This window comes from Bacillus luti, assembly GCF_009739945.1.
Taxonomy (GTDB): domain Bacteria; phylum Bacillota; class Bacilli; order Bacillales; family Bacillaceae_G; genus Bacillus_A; species Bacillus_A luti.
Map to the genome: position 1 here is coordinate 16766 of NZ_CP040337.1, position 19221 is coordinate 35986.

26 protein-coding genes are annotated in these 19221 nt (G+C 33.4%); 6 read left to right on the forward strand and 20 right to left on the reverse strand.

All coding sequences use genetic code 11. The features are described 5' to 3' along the window. Positions 1-12 precede the first annotated feature (12 nt). Genes EUC40_RS26375 through EUC40_RS26390 form a run of 4 tightly spaced genes read right to left on the reverse strand, consistent with a single transcriptional unit; the run spans position 13 to position 2876 of the window. On the reverse strand, positions 13-645 hold the full coding sequence (locus EUC40_RS26375) for a hypothetical protein (protein ID WP_156576990.1): 633 nt from the start codon (positions 643-645) through the stop codon (positions 13-15). Between the two features lie 14 nt (positions 646-659). Then, the gene (locus EUC40_RS26380) at positions 660-1325 is read right to left on the reverse strand and encodes a replication-relaxation family protein (protein ID WP_156576991.1); all 666 of its coding nucleotides are present in this window, start codon (positions 1323-1325) and stop codon (positions 660-662) included. Further along, complete coding sequence (locus EUC40_RS26385) at positions 1297-2544, reverse strand: FtsK/SpoIIIE domain-containing protein (RefSeq protein ID WP_244322212.1); 1248 nt, start codon at positions 2542-2544, stop codon at positions 1297-1299. Before EUC40_RS26385 ends, EUC40_RS26380 begins: the two co-directional genes overlap by 29 nt. Continuing rightward, positions 2541-2876: a hypothetical protein gene (locus tag EUC40_RS26390; protein ID WP_156576992.1), complete on the reverse strand. Its 336-nt coding sequence runs from the start codon at positions 2874-2876 to the stop codon at positions 2541-2543. Before EUC40_RS26390 ends, EUC40_RS26385 begins: the two co-directional genes overlap by 4 nt. A 506-nt stretch (positions 2877-3382) precedes the next feature. Between EUC40_RS26390 and EUC40_RS26395 the strand changes: the two genes are divergently transcribed. The 5 genes from EUC40_RS26395 to EUC40_RS26415 all read left to right on the forward strand — a co-directional run bounded on the left by EUC40_RS26395 (position 3383) and on the right by EUC40_RS26415 (position 7292). Further along, a complete protein-coding gene (locus tag EUC40_RS26395) occupies positions 3383-3649 on the forward strand; it encodes an endonuclease domain-containing protein (RefSeq protein ID WP_244322217.1) in 267 nt (88 codons plus the stop codon). Between the two features lie 746 nt (positions 3650-4395). Further along, positions 4396-4626 carry a hypothetical protein gene (locus EUC40_RS26400; RefSeq protein WP_156576994.1) on the forward strand — a complete coding sequence of 77 codons (231 nt, stop codon included), beginning with the start codon at positions 4396-4398 and terminating at the stop codon, positions 4624-4626. Between the two features lie 86 nt (positions 4627-4712). Continuing rightward, a complete protein-coding gene (locus EUC40_RS26405) occupies positions 4713-5177 on the forward strand; it encodes a restriction endonuclease (protein ID WP_156576995.1) in 465 nt (154 codons plus the stop codon). Then, complete coding sequence (locus EUC40_RS26410; protein WP_244322213.1) at positions 5170-5658, forward strand: DUF4652 domain-containing protein; 489 nt, start codon at positions 5170-5172, stop codon at positions 5656-5658. The genes EUC40_RS26405 and EUC40_RS26410 overlap by 8 nt, the downstream gene beginning before the upstream one ends. A 176-nt stretch (positions 5659-5834) precedes the next feature. Then, positions 5835-7292: a site-specific integrase gene (locus tag EUC40_RS26415; protein ID WP_156576996.1), complete on the forward strand. Its 1458-nt coding sequence runs from the start codon at positions 5835-5837 to the stop codon at positions 7290-7292. 320 nt (positions 7293-7612) lie between these two features. Here the strand turns inward: EUC40_RS26415 and EUC40_RS26420 are convergent, their stop codons facing one another. Continuing rightward, complete coding sequence (locus EUC40_RS26420; protein ID WP_156576997.1) at positions 7613-8170, reverse strand: endonuclease domain-containing protein; 558 nt, start codon at positions 8168-8170, stop codon at positions 7613-7615. 390 nt (positions 8171-8560) lie between these two features. Here EUC40_RS26420 and EUC40_RS26425 point away from each other — a divergent pair, with 390 nt between their 5' ends. Continuing rightward, positions 8561-8941 carry a hypothetical protein gene (locus EUC40_RS26425; protein WP_156576998.1) on the forward strand — a complete coding sequence of 127 codons (381 nt, stop codon included), beginning with the start codon at positions 8561-8563 and terminating at the stop codon, positions 8939-8941. A gap of 701 nt (positions 8942-9642) precedes the next feature. Here EUC40_RS26425 and EUC40_RS26430 read toward each other — a convergent pair. From EUC40_RS26430 to EUC40_RS26500, 15 genes are all read right to left on the reverse strand, one after another. Beyond that, positions 9643-10413 (reverse strand): hypothetical protein, encoded by a 771-nt coding sequence (locus EUC40_RS26430; RefSeq protein WP_156576999.1) that lies wholly within the window; start codon positions 10411-10413, stop codon positions 9643-9645. Between the two features lie 91 nt (positions 10414-10504). Continuing rightward, positions 10505-12457 (reverse strand): hypothetical protein, encoded by a 1953-nt coding sequence (locus EUC40_RS26435; protein ID WP_156577000.1) that lies wholly within the window; start codon positions 12455-12457, stop codon positions 10505-10507. 415 nt (positions 12458-12872) lie between these two features. Beyond that, positions 12873-13208: a hypothetical protein gene (locus tag EUC40_RS26440; RefSeq protein ID WP_156577001.1), complete on the reverse strand. Its 336-nt coding sequence runs from the start codon at positions 13206-13208 to the stop codon at positions 12873-12875. A 61-nt stretch (positions 13209-13269) separates the two neighbouring features. After that, entirely contained in the window at positions 13270-13623 is a 354-nt protein-coding gene (locus EUC40_RS26445; protein ID WP_156577002.1) for a hypothetical protein, read from the reverse strand. A 20-nt stretch (positions 13624-13643) separates the two neighbouring features. After that, positions 13644-14063, reverse strand: a complete 420-nt coding sequence (locus tag EUC40_RS26450; protein ID WP_156577003.1) for a hypothetical protein — start codon at positions 14061-14063, stop codon at positions 13644-13646. Further along, entirely contained in the window at positions 14060-14428 is a 369-nt protein-coding gene (locus EUC40_RS26455) for a hypothetical protein (protein ID WP_156577004.1), read from the reverse strand. The genes EUC40_RS26450 and EUC40_RS26455 overlap by 4 nt, the downstream gene beginning before the upstream one ends. 104 nt (positions 14429-14532) lie before the next feature. Continuing rightward, positions 14533-14868 (reverse strand): hypothetical protein, encoded by a 336-nt coding sequence (locus EUC40_RS26460; RefSeq protein ID WP_244322214.1) that lies wholly within the window; start codon positions 14866-14868, stop codon positions 14533-14535. 89 nt (positions 14869-14957) lie between these two features. Further along, the gene (locus tag EUC40_RS26465) at positions 14958-15149 is read right to left on the reverse strand and encodes a hypothetical protein (protein ID WP_156577005.1); all 192 of its coding nucleotides are present in this window, start codon (positions 15147-15149) and stop codon (positions 14958-14960) included. 17 nt (positions 15150-15166) lie between these two features. Beyond that, the gene (locus EUC40_RS26470) at positions 15167-15691 is read right to left on the reverse strand and encodes a hypothetical protein (RefSeq protein WP_156577006.1); all 525 of its coding nucleotides are present in this window, start codon (positions 15689-15691) and stop codon (positions 15167-15169) included. A 478-nt stretch (positions 15692-16169) separates the two neighbouring features. Continuing rightward, positions 16170-16757 (reverse strand): hypothetical protein, encoded by a 588-nt coding sequence (locus tag EUC40_RS26475; RefSeq protein ID WP_156577007.1) that lies wholly within the window; start codon positions 16755-16757, stop codon positions 16170-16172. A 1-nt stretch (position 16758) separates the two neighbouring features. Beyond that, a complete protein-coding gene (locus EUC40_RS26480; protein WP_244322215.1) occupies positions 16759-17142 on the reverse strand; it encodes a hypothetical protein in 384 nt (127 codons plus the stop codon). A gap of 4 nt (positions 17143-17146) precedes the next feature. After that, positions 17147-17482, reverse strand: a complete 336-nt coding sequence (locus EUC40_RS26485) for a hypothetical protein (RefSeq protein WP_156577008.1) — start codon at positions 17480-17482, stop codon at positions 17147-17149. Between the two features lie 27 nt (positions 17483-17509). Beyond that, a complete protein-coding gene (locus tag EUC40_RS26490; protein WP_156577009.1) occupies positions 17510-17683 on the reverse strand; it encodes an antitoxin VbhA family protein in 174 nt (57 codons plus the stop codon). Between the two features lie 145 nt (positions 17684-17828). Beyond that, positions 17829-18449 carry a hypothetical protein gene (locus tag EUC40_RS26495; protein ID WP_156577010.1) on the reverse strand — a complete coding sequence of 207 codons (621 nt, stop codon included), beginning with the start codon at positions 18447-18449 and terminating at the stop codon, positions 17829-17831. 18 nt (positions 18450-18467) lie between these two features. Beyond that, entirely contained in the window at positions 18468-19037 is a 570-nt protein-coding gene (locus EUC40_RS26500) for a recombinase family protein (protein ID WP_167520168.1), read from the reverse strand. Positions 19038-19221 lie beyond the last annotated feature (184 nt).

A 19221-nucleotide genomic window follows, 5' to 3' on the forward strand; every position in this document is an offset into this window, starting at 1 on the left:
TGGATAACATCTTCATTCCCAAACATGTAGTTGTGCTGTTTTAACCAAGTATTTACCTTGTTTATAACAATACTGTAACTGTAATTCCCCGATATGGTTTAGGAAAGACAGCTGAAGTCCCACGTAAGCTACTAAGTTATTGTTTTCTACTTTAAAACGTATTTGACTACCAATTATGAATTCATCAAACAAGTGATCCTCCTGGTATTCAGTCGAAAATGGAACATCCCAAGATTCTGTTTGATATTTGGAAAAGTAATGTATCCTTCCAACATGTGGTTTTATCGCACTTTCCATATTCACATGCAAGTGATCCTCCGGGTTTTCCACGAACACATGAGAATATCCACATTCTTCACTTTCTTCTAAAATGTGAATCTCCCAAATTGAAACCCCACTTCCAGATCCCTTGTGCAGCAATATGATTATTTCCTCTTTTCCATCATGATTGATGTCCTCGAAATGGATTTCCGGAGGAAAAGCGGGGTGATCTAAATAGACCCAGCCAGGTTTATACATACCATCGCTTACGAATAGCTCTATATCTTCTATTATTCCCCTTTCTTTGTTTGGATATCCCCATAATTGTGTTTTCGCCGCTTTATTTTCTACTAATAAAACACGATCTTGTTTTTTCGTTCTCATGTTTTATTTCCTCCCTATCGTTCGATTTTCGTTTTCACTTTGTTTTCTGTTCGATTCGAAATTTGTTTTTTGAGGTTGTATTTGGCAGCCATCTGTTCGATGAATTGATTAATAGATTGGTATTGCATGATCGGAAGTTTAGATTCGATGTTATAACGATAATCGGAGATTAAGAGAATGTATGGGTGTATTAATTGTTCCGGGTTTTGCCATGGCTCCTGAAGTAAAATTTGTGAATCGTATAACTTCTCGTAGAGAGACGTCTTCGAAGCCATAACCTTGCTAGAGTAGTGAGTACGTTGAACTTCGATGAACAGCGGGATCCCCTTCCAGATGGTGAAAATATCTGGTTCTGAATAGTCTTTCCCGTACTTTGGCTCAATGGTGAAAACTTTCGGTTCTTCGTATTCCCTTAGAGCCAGATACATATCCACAATTTTGAGAAAATGAGGGATTTTCATAGAGTCCTTTTTAATCCCAGAAGGTTTCGGAAAATACACGAATGGCTGAAAATCAGTAGAAACATCTATATATCCCCTATCCCTTAATCGCTTCAAAATTGTATTACAATTAGAAATTGGATTTTTTAAATCAGAGAAAAACAGCTCTACCAACTGATCCCGTGATGAACAGCGCGCTTTTTCCAAGAACTCAATTATCTGTAGATCCCGCTTTTTCATTCTCCAACACCTCTTCCATCATTTGTAGTATCTGTTCGTTCTGATCGATCTGTTTCTTCCTCTTTTTCATTTCTTCCATTTGGATTAGTTTGGAATCCTCTTGTGATTCGTCTATTTGTTGTTGTGTTTTAACGACGTTTAAAGGCGCTAGGATCTCTTTTGCACGTTGATCATCCAGGAACACCGTTTTAGCCCTTCTGAGCTCCCCACCCACGGAAAACACGCACTCTCCAACGTTTTTAATGGATTCAGCCCCGATACAATCCACGATCTTGGAATTCGTTGAATTTGATTGTTTAAGAGAAATCCTGTTTACCAGGTTGTTTTTAATTTTCCCTTTCAATACTGTAGAATCTGGACGTTGTGTTGAAAGCACTAATAGGAGCCCAAGTGACCTGCCCTTCGCCGCTACTCTCCCAACGAGTTCCATGGTATCTTCGTCTAAATCTTGGAACTCATCTATACATATAACGAGGATCGGCATCTCCTCTCTAATGTGTTTAGGAAGCCTTAGGATAGAGGATACTTCGTATTGCATTTGGATATCCCCTCTCCTATCCATCTCCTTATTTATTTCTTCTAGGTGGACTCTGATTTGGTTTTCGTCCACGCTGAATTCGACAACATGAGGAAGGTTCTTGAATAAGAAGAATTCCGTTCTTTTTAAGTCGAATAGGAATAGTTTTACTTGTTCCTGAGTTTTAGAGAGTACCAATGTTGTTAAAATGCTCCGCACAGTAGAACTTTTTCCCATGCCCGTTTGACCGGCAATCAACAAGTGTGGTGCGGGATCAATCAAATCCAGAAAAGTGTATCCCCCGTCCTCGAACCCTACCAAAATAGGAACTTTGTATTTATCCACTTGGTCTTTATATAGATCGTAATCGTAAATATATGTTTCTTTGAACGGATCCTTGTTGTATATTCGCATCGTCACTCCACCAATTTCGTCATTTTTGAAGAAAACGTATTCTCCGAAATACCGCTGAAATACAAAGTGTTTGCTTAGTAGCTTTTCAATTGGGATTACTTTAGGAAGCCGGAAGACGACTTGCAAGTGATCATCCTTCTCCTGGACATTGTGAATCATTGGATACTGCGTAAATTCCCGATCGTTCACCTTTTTCTTTACGCAAACCTCGGAATCTTCGAAACACTTGCGTAGTAACTTTTTGAATTTTTGTTTATACATCCACAGTTGGATTTTATCCATTATCATAAGAACATCACCTTTACGTAGTATAAAACGACCCCTAAGAGTCCTAGTTTTATAACCGGATACAAAGAGTTTACCCCCACTTCGAAGCGATGAAAGAAGCGATCCAGAGGTGTATCCGTGAAGAACTTAGAAAAGACAGCTGAAAGGATGGGAATCGTTACGATTACTCCCAAAACGATAAATGGAGTTGCACTATCAAAGAAAGAGTACCAATCCCCGAATCCGATGGTCGGAATGATACCGTAACTCGTATTCATATTCATAGATTCCTTTTTTCCCTTTTTCATAAATTCTCGAAATGGAATTGTTTCTTTCCTCCTCAGTATTTTCACAGTTTTACCCCCATTGATGAATTTTCTGACAATTCAATTTTCTGACAATTCTGAGTTTTGGTTCTGCCCCCTCTCTCCTCCCGCACCCTCCCCTCTCCCCCTCTCCCTCCGGTCGTAACATTCGAGAAACCCCTTTATTTTAGGTGTTTAACCCTGTACTAACTAGGTAATCATATAAAGGTAATTGTTGAGTAAAAAATTGATTTTTTACTAAGTTTTTTTCAGGTAGGCTTGGAGAGTGCTACTTAATTCCTACTTAAAAGTTATCTTAGTTTAGTATATGCAGCAGCCCATTGTTTTATATTTTGTCCTACCCGAAAGTTACCTAGATATTTTATAAGTAGAAAGGAAGGAGAATGAAGTGGATGATCGTTGACTATGTTGTGTTTTTTCTTCTGTTGGGAAGTTCTTTTGTCTTTTATATCCTCCACAATCGCCGGAAACACGAGGAAACACCTCTGATAGACCTAGAGTATTCCAAGACGGAGTCGCCCATCGAAAGGATCATGTATAAGCTCTTGTACAATAATGGCTTCTATCCAAGGAGCCAGGTGAAGTGTGGAAAATATCGGATAGACCTTGTGATTCTAAACAAGATTGCTGTGGAATGTGACGGAAAGGCTTTTCATTCTTCTCCCAAACAGAAGCAGCATGATCGAAAAAAAGATAAATTTTTGCGCGAAAATGGATATATTGTATTGAGGTTCAGCGGAAGAGATATTTATAGAAGGCAGCAGTATATTCTCAGGAAGATAAAAGAGAATATTTCTTGAAATGCTATGATATCAACGTTTTTTATCGCTTCTATACGTACTTATTATATGTTGTATGTATGATTTTTATTTGGCTTGTCCTATTGGCGAACTTGTCCGGATCTCGATTCGGGCGTTTTTGTGCTTTTGGCGTCTTTTTATTCCCTGGATTCGAATTCTGAAGCGTTTATTTGCTCCAAATCGAGACTTTTATCCAATCAATAGAGGTTTTGTATTACCGCGATTTTTAATATCGTTAGTCTCTTTTTTGTACAAGTGCATATATTTCTATTAGCCTAATAAATAAAAAAATAAAAATCGATTCAAAGCGAATCCGAAAGAGTCTCGTCGAATTTTTGCCTTTTAAAAAACGAATCTTGTAATTCCTCGTCAATCTTTGTATCTATTCATTGGGAATCCTGGACAAGCTTCCCTAATCTTCCCCAAACCTCCCTTTTATTTTCGGGAGGTTTTTTGCTCTACTTTCAAATATAAGACGTTTAAATGCCCCATATTCACGTTTTTTTCCACCACGTAAGGTTTTGGATTAAACTGTTTTTCGAACAAGCAAAAACAAAGCTTTTTCATATAACCTTATACGGAGATTTTTTAAAAATAGAGAAATTTGTCGAATTTTTTTCACTCACAACCCTAGTTTTTAATTTTTTTTGAAGGTACAATGCGTATGAAATTAAATCATGATCCAAGAACGAGAAATAGAACAAATCAGGTTATATACGGTAATACATAGATTTGGAGGATTCATGATGAATGAATTTAAGCAAGTTTCTAAAATGAAAGTGACAAAGGAAAAAATTTTTTACATAAGAAAAAACGAACATGAATATAGCTTCACACTCGTGAAATTAAAAAAAGGAAAAAAACAAGCAGAGGTTGTTTTTAAATGGGTTGCTAGCAAATTCTTTTTATTAAAAGCATCCTTGGGTATCAGTGGGATCGTTGCAGCCGTCGGCTCTTGGTTATCACAATTGTTTTGAAAAAGAGAGTGGAGCATTCCACTTTCTCTTTTTTAAAACTTATAAAATTACGGTATACTAATAATAAAAAGAATAGGAGACGGAACATGATTAATTGGGACACAATCGATGCAAGGTATTTTGAAAAATTTATTTTCCATGTCCTAGGGAAACAAGGTTTTCGAAACCGAGAGTGGTTTGGAAGAGGTGGTGGGGACAAAGGGCGAGATGTGGTTGCGAAATATTATGTAGAATTACCCTTTAATCTGGGTTTTGAACAAACCTGGATATTCCAATGTAAACGTGAGAAACGTATGCCACAACAATCAGAAGTATTTAATGAAATTGTGAAAGCAAAGCAGCACCATCCTGACGGCTGGGTACTGGTCACTCCTCATAACCCTACGGCGAACTTTTACGATTTTCTACATAGTATTGAAAACAGTATGGGATTCAAATTAATAGTATTTTCTCTAGCAGAATTAGAGGAAATTGTACGAGATCACAAGGAATTAAAATATGTCCTACTCCATGGACATTTACCAGAGGAAGGAGAAGAAGAAAATGTATAAATTAGAATATGATTACGATGATCGTATTATTTATAAAGTCGAAAACGAAAACAAAGAAAAAATGGATTTTGAATATCCAAGTGAACCACTTGTTTCTCCTGATCGCAAAAATACAGTATTTATTGATCCACTAGAATGGGAAGTTTTCGGGTCTTTATACCTGTTTAATAATATCATCGGAGAATTTACAACTTTAATCGAGCCTGAAGGAGATTTTATTCCCAAGTTTGTAAAATGGATCGACCATGAAACACTTGGAGTAATCATTGGATTTGGACACGGAACAGTAGCTATCGGAGGGAATATCTTTACTTATAATATATCTAGTAATGAAAAAACACCCCTTACCGAATACGGATTTGATGTACAAATTACAAGCTTTGACATCTTACCGGAAAAGAAAATTAAATGTAAAGGTATTAAATACACGGACGAAGCTCAGAGCCAATTCATCGAATTCGAAGAAGTAATTTCATTATAAAAAGAGACCAATATTGGTCTCTTTTTTACTTAATAACTTGCTATATCTAATTTTCTTTAATTAACCTATATAATCAAAAAGGATTTCGCCCTTTGTATCGAAAAATAAGAACAGAGTTATTGACATTTTTGATTAAGTATTTTTTACTTAAGTTAAAAATAAAAAGGAGGTTATTTATGTTTAAGCGATACGATATTAACTTCAATACAGCTGTCAAAAAACAAGAACAAATCTCTGTAGATCTCGATTACCAAACTATTACGATGGATATATTTTTCTTATTAGATCAAACAAACCCTGTTAAATTAAGTATTCGTGCGTACTTCAATGAAACTATATATTTACACCTGAATTCGAAGCGCAGCAAGGATGAAATGCTTTACCTATTTGTCCAAGAAAGAGAAACGATCTATAAAAACGTGTTCGAAAGGGTACGACTCCATTCTTTATTCATAACGGATCCAAATCAAAAGAAAGCTTTTAATAAATTAAAAGATCTGAACGATCTACCACATAGAATTAAGATTAAAAATTATGAAATTGAAGGGGATAACATCCCTCCAACCACCGAATACATGATTTTATCTAACATTAAATACGATTTCTTTTATGATCCCAAATTATCAGCAATTGAACAATACATTGCAAAACAATTTGATAACAAAAAGACATCTAATTCTGTAAAAACAAGTATATTTTCTTTTTATGATTACATATTTGTACATCGTTGCAGCCATATGAATGATGAAAATGAAGAATTGATAAACAAATTTATCGAATTTGAAACATCGCGTGAGATCACAGAAGCATTTTTAAACAAAAAATTAAGCCACATCCTAGGCTTTTTGTATAACCAACGTATTTTTATAGACAAACAAAAGATAAATAAGCTTGATAGGACCAAAGAATCGATTGATTTTAAAGAAATTGAAGCGAAGGTTACCAGGGCATTAAACAATTCCGAAATGTTATTCAATGAAGCTGTAAAAAAAACATATATTACCCTAAGTAAAATCCGTGATCACTATAGAAATTTAATATTGATTAAACTCATGATCCACACGGCAGCAAGGATTGATGAAGTTCTTCAGTTAAAATTTGATAATATTGATCTAGAAAACAATTACGTTTTATTCCAGGACCGAAAAGTTCCTATTCCAGCGGAATTTACAAAGGAATTACAAACATATATTCAGTTCCGAGAAGAGAAAGATCTCCAAATCGATTTTGAAAAGAAGTTCTCTCAAAATGGTTTTAATATAACTACAGTTATATCCGGAATCGACCTTACACAAGATACAATATTGGATTCTGATCACAAAAATGCCATTGTAGAAATACAAAGACAACTAGAAAATAGCGAAGAAATAACGATACCTGAAGATATTTTATATTCTCACTTGTGCTTTGTTTATCACAAACAACATTTCGTACCAAATAATCACTTATTTATAAGCAATCGCTACAAAAAAATTTCCGAAATCACTATGCAAGGCAATTTACGAAAAAAATTCAGCATCGTCAGTGAGGATATTCGTAAATATTCCATTAATAAACTCCTACAAACGCATACAGAACAAGAAGTACGAAAGATTTTAGGTTTAAAAACAAACGTAGATATTCGATATGTGTAAAAATTAGATTGACATACATTAAAAATTGAATATAAGTGTATCGGGGTTTATCTTGATAGGATTTTTAAAAATCTTATTTATGTAATAATTTGTGGAAAAACGATCTCTGTAAAGGTCGTTTTTTTGTATGTAACGATTGGAAAAAAATTCTTGATTTTTACTTTGTTTAAATTATAAAGAAATCGGACCACGAAAAATCACAAATATAGGACATTTTTATTCTATTGTTATTTATTTTCAACCAGGAATCCCTCTTCCTGGTTTTTGTTTTAAACAGAAAAAGCCACAAACTTTGTAGTTTGTGGTTCTTTTATTAATGGTTAATTAACTTTTTTCATAGTCGAAACGATCGGTATTGGTATCGGTACTATTTTATTATTAATTATTTCCCTGATCTCTTCTAGAACTCTTTTTGTTGTCGCCTCTACATCACGAAATACTTCTTGCCCTGTAACTCGTATAACGAATACATTTTCTTTTCTTAAAGTTTGGTCTCTTATTATATCCTTTTGTTTTTGTACAGGCTTTAAATGATCCTTACCATCCACTTCTACAGAAATTTTATAAATACCTATCCCATAAGCCATATCTAATCTGTATGTTTTTCCATTCTTACATTTCACGGAAACTTGAACTTTTGGTTTTACTTTTCCTTTAGAAGCTCTACACAGCGAATTATATAGTAATAGTTCCCCAACAGATTCCAGTTCGTCGCTGTGATACTTTAAATATTTCTTCTTATAATCCATCTCAAAGCGAATCGATAAAAATTTGTGCCAGGGCATGATATTGCCCAAATTCCGTTCTTTGTACAAATAATAAGACTTATTTATAACCTCTCTACTTTTTTCTCTGTTTACAACATGTTTCTCTTTCAAGAGAATTCACCCTTTCTATTTTTGTGAATTCTCCTCTCACCTTTCTATAACAATATGTATCTATAATTTTTTGTAGAACCAAAATTTCACCGTTTAAAATAGCTCATATTTACGTTTTTATTTATCCCTTAATGATTTTATATTACTCATTAAAATAACTAGCCATTTTTGACCATGAACAGAAAAAAACCTCCATATTGATGGAGGTCTGTTTTTGTTATAAATTGTGAGCTTACAACAAAAGTAGGGATGATACACGAGTGAGCTCCCACTGTATCTCCTTACTAATGTATGTACTTATAACTTGTAATATAACCAAACTATGAAAAAAACTTGTAAATTATGAAATTGTTATTATAAACATGTAAGCACGAGGAGGTGTTTGCACATATGATCCGTCATCCCGAAAATATTGATCCTGAAAATGTCGTTATTTTACAAGGTGATATTCAGAAAATCCATGAAATTGTTCCAGATAAAAATTATCTAGGAAGTTACGAAATGTTTTGTACTGTAAAAAACAAAAGTTGGGATATAAAAATCCATTTCAAAGCAACTATACTTGCCAATGTCGATAAAAAAACAAAGCACAAATTCCCTTATGATATAATTCATTCATTTAAAATTGCTTCCGCTATCTTAGAAGGCGAAACAATGAATACATTTTTAGTTCCGTATGGATTATTAGACCATTATTTATCCGATGAATTAAATGAAATCGAAGATCAATTTGTTTATGATGCTATTTATATGTTAGAAACGGATAATTAATCTACATAAAAGAGCTCCTTCACATTAGTGGAGGAACTCTTTCTTTTCCATAAGGTTTATAATGATGTGAAAAAAGTAATCATTTATCTAATACAAAACATATAACAAATTCCCTTTTTTTAATACTTCTCCAATGCATATCTGTCCAGTAATATAATTACTCAGAAGAAATGACAAACATTATTTTCCAAAACAAAGGACAACAAAAAAAAACGTAGACCTGTAAAAAGATTTAATTTAGATACGATTTAAATGGGAAACATTATTTTCCAATTTCATTTTAAATACTCAGAAGAAATACGATGTTTTATATTTCTCCAATCGATATCTGTCCAATAATATAATTACTCGGAATAAATGAACACTTTTTTTATTCCTCAAGTGAATATCTGTCCAGTAATATAAATACGAGGAAGAAATGACCCTATTGAATCATTGGAGAATCCTATGTAAAAACACATCTTTAATCATCAAATGCTCCAAATTCCTTTGTATGACGTTTTGTTCTTTCCTAATCAAACACTATGAATCTATTTAGAATCATTCGTCTTGGAGGAATCTGAAGATCGATTTTTTATATATTAATTCTTTCATCGCTCAAAATAGCTCATATTCACATTTTTATATATTGTCTAATGGTTTTCTATTACCATTGAAAATAATGAACGACTTTTGCACCAAACAAGAAAAAACATCCATCATTATTTTGAGGATGCTTTCTTTTTATCTAATTTAATTATTTTTTCTAAAACATCTTTCAAAAAATCAATTTCAGTTAAAAGACCACAACCTAAATTCCCGTTTTCTGGACAGAATATACAAGAATTAAGCTCTTCATGAACCACGATCCCATCATAACTATAAGAATATCCTATTCCATCAATCTCAAAATATATTTCTTTATTCTTTACTTTACCACGTACAGAAACATTTTTTATGGAATCCTTTTTCCTTAAAAAAGTGAAATATTGTTGTGCTTCGTTTTGGGTCAATTCTTCTTTCAATGTAACTTTTTTACCCCAAAAGTCCCAAACCAAACCACAAATCGTTTCTTTTTGTTTATCGGTTGCTCTTAAAATCGAAGGAGCTATGTCTTTCATGTCAACTAACTTCTTTTGAAAAACCAAAAAGTCCTTTGGTATTACTTCTTCTTCACCTAACTTACTTGTTAAACCCAAATAAAATTCTTTCTGTTTTTGTGTTGGCTTGTATTTGCGTCTTCTTTCCACGATCGTTTGAACTAATTCTTTCATTTCTTTATCATCGATTTCGAAATCCATAATAGCCCATTGCTGGAACCCACGTTTCTCCATAAGTTCTTCCACTACCACTTTTACAAACAAATCTGTTACAAAATCCTCTTGTATATCTTCTATTGTCATCATATCAATAAGATCGAAGATCGTAAGCTGTGCACTTCTATAAAAACTCTTTTTCGTATTTTCATCTAGATCAGTATATTGTAACAACATCAAAGACAACCCCCTTTTAAATAACAGCTAAAAAAAACAAACGTAGACCTTTAAAAAAGATTTAATTTAGATACGATTAAAATGGGAAACATTATTTTCCAATTCCTTCTCGAACTTTTTTAACTGTACCGTCGCTACATTTCCCTAATTGTCCTTTTACCAATTTAGCTATCTTATAATCTTTCATCTCAGGATTCTCTTCAATCGCTTTAACAATAGCTTGTCTTATTTCTTCGTTCGAAATAGAACCATTTTCTTTTCTTATCTCTTCTTGACGTTTCTTATCATAGTCTTTTTTCAGCTCAGCTGATCGTTCAGGCGTAACAATGTATTTCATCTTTTTCATTTCATATGGTTTGATTTCTAATTTTTCTATTAGTGTTTGGGTCCAGTAATTGTAACCATCCTCTTCATTTTTTCTCCATTTTTCATAGCCTGATTCAGCCGAGCTTGTCCGTACTAACATCTCTTCCCATGTGTATTCGTTCATAGAAATGGAATCATACAGATCTTTCATAACGTGCAATGCTTCAATTTTGTTCCCACCTGTCATACAAAGGGTTAAATAACGAACGTAAAAACAGCTAAATTCTCGACAACCGTCCATAAAACCATTTCTAATATCACACAAAAGAAAAATTCCCGTACGTCTTGCAGCGTGAATATAGTTATTTGGATTTTCCTTCGCCTTCTTATCTAAACGTTTATGTTTTTCTTTTTTCTTACCTTTGTCGTACTTCTCTGTTGGATTCAAATCTTCTGTTAGAAACCCTTGTTCAATCATCCAACGCTGTTTGCCGCTAGCTCTGGAACCAAGCAAATCAGTAAATGCTAATTGTTTTTCTACCGCTTTTTTACGTTTTTCTTTCTTTTTAATTACGTATTCTTCCCACTCTTCTTTACAAAACGTTTCTAAAATATCGTGAAAATCGATTCGATCATTTGTATACGTCTTACCAGTAATCTTTTTACCTGTTTTTTCGTGTATAGAACCAATCGCACGTAAGATTCTTACTGGATCCTTCGCTTTATAATCCGCACCAAATTCGGCAAGATAAGAAAGAATAAAGTTCATAACAATGCGCCATTGCTCCAACATATATTCTGGTATCGGTCCGATTTTCCACCATAATTGTAATCCGCGACCATATGTAACTTCCGTAGGAAGTGGGAAACCAATTTTTCTAAGCTTTTGTACTACATGTGTTTCCACTTGTCTTGCTGTCATTTTACGATACTTCTCAATCGCCTTGTCACTGTATTGATCGATTTCACAATACAATACATGTAATTCTGTCAAACGGTCTGTAGAACGTCTTTCATCATCTCCTATGACATAGACAGGATTAGTTAAAATGTACTGTGATTCACGATTTTCCGTCCATTTCTTCATTACAGACAAAGCCAAACGATAACGAAGAAATTTACTACTTAATATTTGTATTGGTTTTTGTTTTGAAATTCGAACAGTACCAATGTGTGCGCTGTTTTGCTTTAAATATTCTTCACGATTTTCTTCTTTTTGTTCCAAAAACTTCTTATATTCTTCTTCTGGGTCTAATTCCCCTAATACTTCATTGAAAACGCCAGCGAACGTGTTTTCTGTATCAAAAAACAACCCTTTTACATCTCTATCCGGAATGTCTTTCCACTGTTCTTCCTCTTCTTCGTGCATTTTGAGGATTTCTTCTTCTGTATGATCCTCAAATTTCACACTCCAAATGCGCTCTTTGACCACATTTTTCGTTTCTTTCCATTCCTGGTATTCATCCCAGATTGTTTGTCTTTCTATTAGGATTTCACGGAACCAATGTTTTCCGATCCTCCGTGATCTTCGATCCTGGCATTCTGGAAACCAGCCATATAACAATTCTACTTGTTTACGAGCTGAGGCGATTGTTTTTCCCTGGTGATATGTTACTTCGTTTATTTTTTTACCAAGACCAAATATATTTTCACGCGGACCCCATTTGCCACGGAGCATTTCTTCTTTTTCATTGAAATATATATCAAAAATATTTTCTAATACCGAACTTACAGCCATATAAAAATCCCTCCCTTTGTCAAAAAAAATCACACGATAGCAATTTTTCCCAAACAAAGAAAAGGACTTTTTAGATACCTAATGAAATAACATAAAAAAGCTTGTTTTTTTAGATTTTCAATGTTATATTTTAAGTAGATGAAGTTAGCCTTTTCTCTTGGTCGGGAGAAGCTAATCGTAAGTAGATCTACCTCCACGTAGATCTTTTTTTTATTTATTTTATCTTACATTTTTTTACATATAATACTAGTTTCTGAACGTTTTTTCTCTCTATCTCCCTTAACTGTAACAGAAAAAATCGTTTTTTAACAGATAAAACACAACATTATTCACCATTCTTCTTCGTAATCTTCCTTGTAACAACATTCTTATAACATAACTTCACTTTTTTTGTCTATATTCCTGGAAACGATATTTAAAAAAGATGCTGCAGCCGTACTTCCGGGTGCTTTTTTAATAGATCGATATGATTTTTGATTACTAACATGTTTTCCCGAGCATCCTTGATACTTCTATCTATTTCTCTAATTGCTTTTTCCTTATCCTCTCCGAATATAAGATCCTCACAATCTTTTTCTACTTGTAACATTTGTACAAAGCGTTTATAACGTTTTAATTGCTCTTCTTTACCTATTATCAACTTCCCTATTCCAATCTGTTCTAAGTGGATATAACAACCCTCAGAACAAACAATAATACCTTTATATGTACAATTCATTTCTCTCTTTTGAAAACACACCATGCACTTCATGTGTGATGACCTCCCATGATTAAAAGAATGGTCATCCGTTAATTTATATCTTTCTACATATCTATTTAAGTAAGTATTTCAGGCGAACGTCCTGGTGTTGTTTTAATGATTCGATTTGTTCCTCCATCAACAAAAACCTTTTCTCCACTCGTTGCATTTCTCTTTCTATCTCTTCATCTTCCCTTGTTTCAAACACATCTTCTTCATTTTCTTCTGGTATAAAACCTAAATCCATTTCAAAATATAACGATCGTATACGTGACTCGTACCCTTCCAGACAATTTTCTTTATCCTTGATCAATCCGTCTATTTTTATATCTTGAACGTACTTTTGACAGTATTCAGAACAAACAGTAATGCCTTTGTATATATGATTCATTTCTTTCTTTTTTTGAAAACACACCATACATCTCATATTTCACACCTTCTTTTCTTTTAAAATGGCAAATAAGCGTCTCCTTGGACGATTTGATCATGGAATTCGATCCGAACTATGTTTTTGTAACACTCTAACCATTCCTTTTCATCATTTTTTTCAAAAAGATAATCAAGCCTAACTGAAGGTTCTTCCTTTAATTCCTTTATTTCTTTTGTGAATTGTAGAATTTCTTGTCTGTCCGTTTCTAGTTCCTTTACTAATCTTTTCAATCGTTTCTTTTGCGTCTTATCAACAGGAAGACCAGGGCGTATATAAGCGTGTTTTTTGATTTTTATGTAACTGTGCATTTGGTCTCGAATACGAATTTTCTTCTCTATTTGTTCCTGTATTGTAAGATCACAACATTCTACACAAAATCTATCCCTTGCTGGATACGAAAATAATTGATGGCAGCACTCACACGGAATCCCTTTCAACAGTTATCTCCATCCAACGACCAAGTTGAACAATGCGGACATCCATAAATTCGAAGATTTCCTAAATCAAGTAATTCCCCTTTTTCTTCTTCTGTTAAATCTGGTATGTATTTTACAAGGATTTGCGAATTACTCTTGTTGTGGTATTTCACGAACTCAACCTTTGTCACTTCTCCGTTCCCATCCACGACATAATACTTTCCACCTACTTTTCTTGGGAGATCGCATTCACAACTGAATGTGCCGTTTGGATCACAATCGTATTCGATTTGATTCGTTTCAAGCTCAAGCGTTTCCGAAACCCATTTCACCACTTTTTCATTGTGGTAATTATATTTCCGATACTTTTCTAACTTTAATTCCATATATATCCCCTCCCTTTCAACCACGATCTTTGTTTTGTGTTAACCATATAACACAAATTTACTTTTTTTGTCTATATTATTGTGCATAATCATAGATGTGATCTTTAAAAGAGATAATGCAGCCTGACATCTTTATGTTGTTTTAACGTTTCAATTTCTTGTTTTAAACAATGTGCTTCGTGTAAGAGCCCTTCTCTTTCTTCCAACCATTCTTCCTTAGTCATTCCGCCATGCTCGTACAGAAAAAAGGTATTATTTAATCCATCGTTTATGTATTCTACATGTCCTTCTGTCAATTCGATTTCTCGCTCTTTTTCTTTTATCAAATTTGCAACGCCTATTTCTTTCAATTTCTCTACACACTTTTGATCACAAACCTGAACATCATTAAACCAAAATTTCAAATATGAATAATGCTTTGAACAAATAATACATCTCATAATCTTCACTCCTTTTGTCGCACATTATCGTGTAGGATTTGATTAAGTATTTTTTACTTATATAAAAAATGTATTTTTCCTAAAAAAAATTATTGTTCTTGCTGTTTTTTTCGTTCGATGGCTTTTTCCATGATGATTTTCATTTGGCTGTAGCAATACCGTACCTCAGCCGAATTTTCAGCTTTTCTCATTTTTTCTTTAAAATCATGGAATCTCTCGTACTCTTCTTCTGTTAAATCCACGATTTCCATATCCGGAAATTCATTTTGATTTTCATCCATTGAAATCACGCTCCTTATTATAGATCGTCAAATTCTCCACAGTATATCTCGTATTTCGTAATATTATAACCAAGTTTCTTTAATTTTTGAGGCAAACTTTTGTGATGTAAAATTGATTTGTTTGGTAAGATCGATGTGATTTCGTGGAAAAAACTATTGATCAACATCATTCCATGATTTTCAATAAAGAAGAAAAATTCTCTTTGTTTCCCTTCTTTTTTTCGGTACCGACAAGTAATCGGCACTTGTTCCGAAATAAGACGTTTTCTTTGTTCCAAATCCCAAAAAGCCAAGCATTTGTTTATCCTTTCGCGGGGAACAAACAACGATTTTATTCTCCAAGTTTTCGATTTTACCACTTTTTTTATTGTGTAGTTGAAATCGAATACTCTTACTTCTATATCGTCCTTAAAACATACTAATTCATCATCTTGATCGACCAAAACCCACACATAGAAGTCCCTAGGATGTGTAAATTTTAGCTCTTTATATCCTTTGAATGGACCGTTAACAATTAATCGTACTTTTGTTAATTCGTACATGTAACAGCTCTTCCTTTCACACCTGTCTGTTATTTGATAGATAATACTTTAACATTTGTATGTGTATCTCCTCTATCTTGCCCCAAATATTCCACATGAAACGTAATTCTATCTACATATTTTTCCTTTCCAATTACATGATATTTCACCTTTTAAAAATATGGTTTTTCCCTTGGGGATTAGTTATTGAAGATGTGTTTTTGTAGGAGGTTTGGAAGGATAATGATCACGCAGCCATGATTATAAACGGATTTTCCTATGTTCTTTGTGAAATTTCGATTTCTACAAATCCATTATCCCCATATTCCAAAACCTTCGGTCGCTTTTGATCTAATAAAATATAAATTTCTCATCGTGTCACCTTTTTCCTTTTTGTAATACATATGTAATTCACTATAAAACCCATTAGATACAGCAATTAACTAATGTAATACATACGTATTACATTTTTATTTTTACGTATACACGAACCCTTTTTCTATTTATCTCCGAATAATTTTCTCATCCTCCAAGCTTTATATTTTCGTTCCTCTTTTACATCATACAAAGCACGAAAATGATATCCGGTATAATAAAAACATTTAATCTCTCTTGGTGTTTTCATAAACTCTTCAGATGTAATTTCAATTTTGCCTAAGTCCATCAATGAGATCAAAGCCGTTTCCTTTAAATCGGGTTGTTCTTTGAGGATTTCATAGCCTTTTTCAATTGCATTCGTGAGATCATAAACAGCCTCCCACTTACCACCACAACTGAATAGACCTAATTTGGGAGTTTTTTTCGTTACTCTTTTAATATTCAATAATTCTCGTGCGGTTTCACTCACGAAATAAAAATTACCCATTTCTTCTATTTCGAAAATCCTGATTTGATTTGTTCGGTCGTAAACATAGTAATAGCCTCCGAAATCTCTACTATAAATTTCAGCTGTGTATTCTTCATCTTTTTGAACTGGAACACCTCCGAGTCTACAGGCACTTTCCGAAAGCAAAAGTTTTTCTTTTAGATCATCAGTCCAATTATGACGTCGTCCTTTTTTATCTATGTACGGCTTCTCTTCTCCCACTTTAAACACCCCCTATCGTAAAATGAACACCATATTTCCCTACATAAACTTCTGATGTTGACCATCCACACCAGTTATCTTCGAATAAAAAATGCAACCGCACTTCTTTACTCAATTTTAGTTCTTCGATTTCTTCTTCCAGGCGCTTGATTAATTCATAATACCTATTTAATACGGAAAATAAGTCTTCTTCTAAATAAGAATACATTTCTTTCACATCTTCTAGATCGTAATGCTCTAAATCGTGTTTTAACGTATGGTATAACATTTTATAACTAAGAATCATACGTTCTTTCTCTTCTATTTGTTCTAACACAGAAAATTTTGAACACTTATTACAGAATTCATTTTTACTTTCTTTCCAACAACATTTGCATTCATACATTCTCTCACCTTCTTTCTATAATATTTACCCAATTAAATAGCTTTCTTCGTGGCTCTTCTTTTATAATTTCTTTATCTAACTCGTTAAACAATTTTAATCCTGGTACTTCTTCTTTTTTTACAAACAGAGATTGTAGTTTCCAAGATTTCTTTAATTGTTCCACTACAACCTCTTCCATGCGACCCTTGATCGGTTCTTTTATTTGCACAACTTGTTCTTTTGTATCTACCAAAAACCAATATTGACCGGCAAGAAGGTTATTTTCTTTAGAAAAAACCAGCTCTTTATAACCTTTGTGTAACCCTTCTTTAACAACATTAATACTTGTTAATTCAAACATAATGTTTCCCCCTTTTATGATTTTCGTTTATTCACTTCTTCTTTTTAACCGCTTTCGTGCTTCTTTCAAAAATTCTTCTTCGGAAATTTTCCCATTCAGTTGTTTCCTGACCAATTCGTCCTGGTCTTTATTAATACGGAAGCCCGATAATTCCATTGATTTTCGAGCTTTTTCTATTGCTTTATCCTTGTTATTCCGCATATTTCTTCTCCTCTTTGTTATTAACGGTTAATAACTATTAATAACTGTTATTAATAGTTATTACCTAATAAATTTCGAATATCCTTCTTTTGTTGTAAATTTTTTTATTTTGTGTTTTTATTTATCCCAATCGATCGATATAGGTTTATTTCAAATATTTTTTTACATATTCATCTTCGAATAACATTTTCAATTTTACCTTCTTGTGATTCAGGACTTGTCTTTTAATATCATCTTCCCATCCTAAATACCCGCAATACTGTTTCATTTTCTTTTTCTGATTATCAAGATTCGTTCTGACACTTTCACTGTTTCTCCATATGTACAATGTAGAAATATCTAAACGCTCTTCTTCATTTTCTAGATCAAAATCAATTTGTAGATTTCCGTTTACTTCTTTTATGTCCATTACATCTAATACTTTTGGATAATACTTTTCTTTTAGTTCTTCATTTAACTTCATAGCTTCTTTTTTGAAATCATTAAACTCTTTCGTTTTGCTTAATGCAAATAAGAATTCAGCTAATGAACTTTCTTCTGTTGTATTATATAAGTTATATTCGTTTTCTCCGATTAACTGTAATTTTACATTTCTTTCTAGTATCTTAATTAAAAACACATTTGGTCGTGTCATCATAAATCCTATGTAAGGATTTTCTGTTTCGTTTATACGCACTGTTACACGAAACACCTGACTAATCGCTTCCACGATGGTTTCCATCCCTATTTTTTCTGTTTCTTTCATACTTAAAATCTCTACACTCATTTTCCTTCCTCCTCTTCTTTACTTTTCATTTCGTACGATGCCGCGTTTTTGCAATTCCCTGTATAATGCAGATCTCGAAACCTTTGTTATATCTACGATCTCACTCACAATCCGTTCGTCTTGATACATTTTGATTGCTTCTTCCATCCCGGCTTTGTTCCATTGTCTTGGCTTGCCGAGGTGTTTTCCCTTTAAACGGGCAGCCTGGATTCCACGTTCCTGTTTTTCCTTCAAATTGGAGCGTTCCCATTCGGCAAAACTACACATAATTTCAAAAAACAATTTTCCGTTGGTCGTCGTTGTATCAATTTGATGTTCCAAAATAACTAATTCTAATCCTTTATTCCTCATTTCTTCAGCCAGCGCAATAGATTGTAATGTGGACCTTCCCAGACGGTTCACGCTCACGATTATTAATTTATCACCAGGTTCCATTTCTTCAACGAGCTTGAACAGTTTCCTGTCTTTTGCAACACCCGTTACTTTTTCAGTTACAATTTCATCACATCCATACTCATTTAACATCATAAGCTGAGAATCCAATAGTTGATCTTTACTCGAAACTCTCGCATATCCAATTTTTCTCATGATTTTTCCCTCCTCCATTTGATATATACCTTTGGGACACTGAAAACCCTTTTTCTTACGTTAAAATTTTTTTCTGTCTTGCGACTATCCCAAAGTACACCTTTGGGACAGTGCTGGTAAAAAAATTTGAAGATCGCTTTTTCATTGAAACGATTTCTTCAAACTTTCTAATCGTCTGTTTGTT

Coding starts and splice junctions, on each gene's coding strand:
- EUC40_RS26375 (WP_156576990.1), bottom strand. CDS start 645: ATGAGAACGAAAAAACAAGATCGTGTTTTATTAGTAGAAAATAAAGCG.
- EUC40_RS26380 (WP_156576991.1), bottom strand. CDS start 1,325: ATGAAAAAGCGGGATCTACAGATAATTGAGTTCTTGGAAAAAGCGCGC.
- EUC40_RS26385 (WP_244322212.1), bottom strand. CDS start 2,544: ATGATAATGGATAAAATCCAACTGTGGATGTATAAACAAAAATTCAAA.
- EUC40_RS26395 (WP_244322217.1), top strand. CDS start 3,383: ATGTATAAGCTCTTGTACAATAATGGCTTCTATCCAAGGAGCCAGGTG.
- EUC40_RS26400 (WP_156576994.1), top strand. CDS start 4,396: ATGAATGAATTTAAGCAAGTTTCTAAAATGAAAGTGACAAAGGAAAAA.
- EUC40_RS26405 (WP_156576995.1), top strand. CDS start 4,713: ATGATTAATTGGGACACAATCGATGCAAGGTATTTTGAAAAATTTATT.
- EUC40_RS26410 (WP_244322213.1), top strand. CDS start 5,170: ATGTATAAATTAGAATATGATTACGATGATCGTATTATTTATAAAGTC.
- EUC40_RS26415 (WP_156576996.1), top strand. CDS start 5,835: ATGTTTAAGCGATACGATATTAACTTCAATACAGCTGTCAAAAAACAA.
- EUC40_RS26425 (WP_156576998.1), top strand. CDS start 8,561: ATGATCCGTCATCCCGAAAATATTGATCCTGAAAATGTCGTTATTTTA.
- EUC40_RS26430 (WP_156576999.1), bottom strand. CDS start 10,413: ATGTTGTTACAATATACTGATCTAGATGAAAATACGAAAAAGAGTTTT.
- EUC40_RS26435 (WP_156577000.1), bottom strand. CDS start 12,457: ATGGCTGTAAGTTCGGTATTAGAAAATATTTTTGATATATATTTCAAT.
- EUC40_RS26440 (WP_156577001.1), bottom strand. CDS start 13,208: ATGAAGTGCATGGTGTGTTTTCAAAAGAGAGAAATGAATTGTACATAT.
- EUC40_RS26445 (WP_156577002.1), bottom strand. CDS start 13,623: ATGAGATGTATGGTGTGTTTTCAAAAAAAGAAAGAAATGAATCATATA.
- EUC40_RS26455 (WP_156577004.1), bottom strand. CDS start 14,428: ATGGAATTAAAGTTAGAAAAGTATCGGAAATATAATTACCACAATGAA.
- EUC40_RS26460 (WP_244322214.1), bottom strand. CDS start 14,868: ATGAGATGTATTATTTGTTCAAAGCATTATTCATATTTGAAATTTTGG.
- EUC40_RS26465 (WP_156577005.1), bottom strand. CDS start 15,149: ATGGATGAAAATCAAAATGAATTTCCGGATATGGAAATCGTGGATTTA.
- EUC40_RS26470 (WP_156577006.1), bottom strand. CDS start 15,691: ATGTACGAATTAACAAAAGTACGATTAATTGTTAACGGTCCATTCAAA.
- EUC40_RS26480 (WP_244322215.1), bottom strand. CDS start 17,142: ATGTATGAATGCAAATGTTGTTGGAAAGAAAGTAAAAATGAATTCTGT.
- EUC40_RS26485 (WP_156577008.1), bottom strand. CDS start 17,482: ATGTTTGAATTAACAAGTATTAATGTTGTTAAAGAAGGGTTACACAAA.
- EUC40_RS26490 (WP_156577009.1), bottom strand. CDS start 17,683: ATGCGGAATAACAAGGATAAAGCAATAGAAAAAGCTCGAAAATCAATG.
- EUC40_RS26495 (WP_156577010.1), bottom strand. CDS start 18,449: ATGAGTGTAGAGATTTTAAGTATGAAAGAAACAGAAAAAATAGGGATG.
- EUC40_RS26500 (WP_167520168.1), bottom strand. CDS start 19,037: ATGAGAAAAATTGGATATGCGAGAGTTTCGAGTAAAGATCAACTATTG.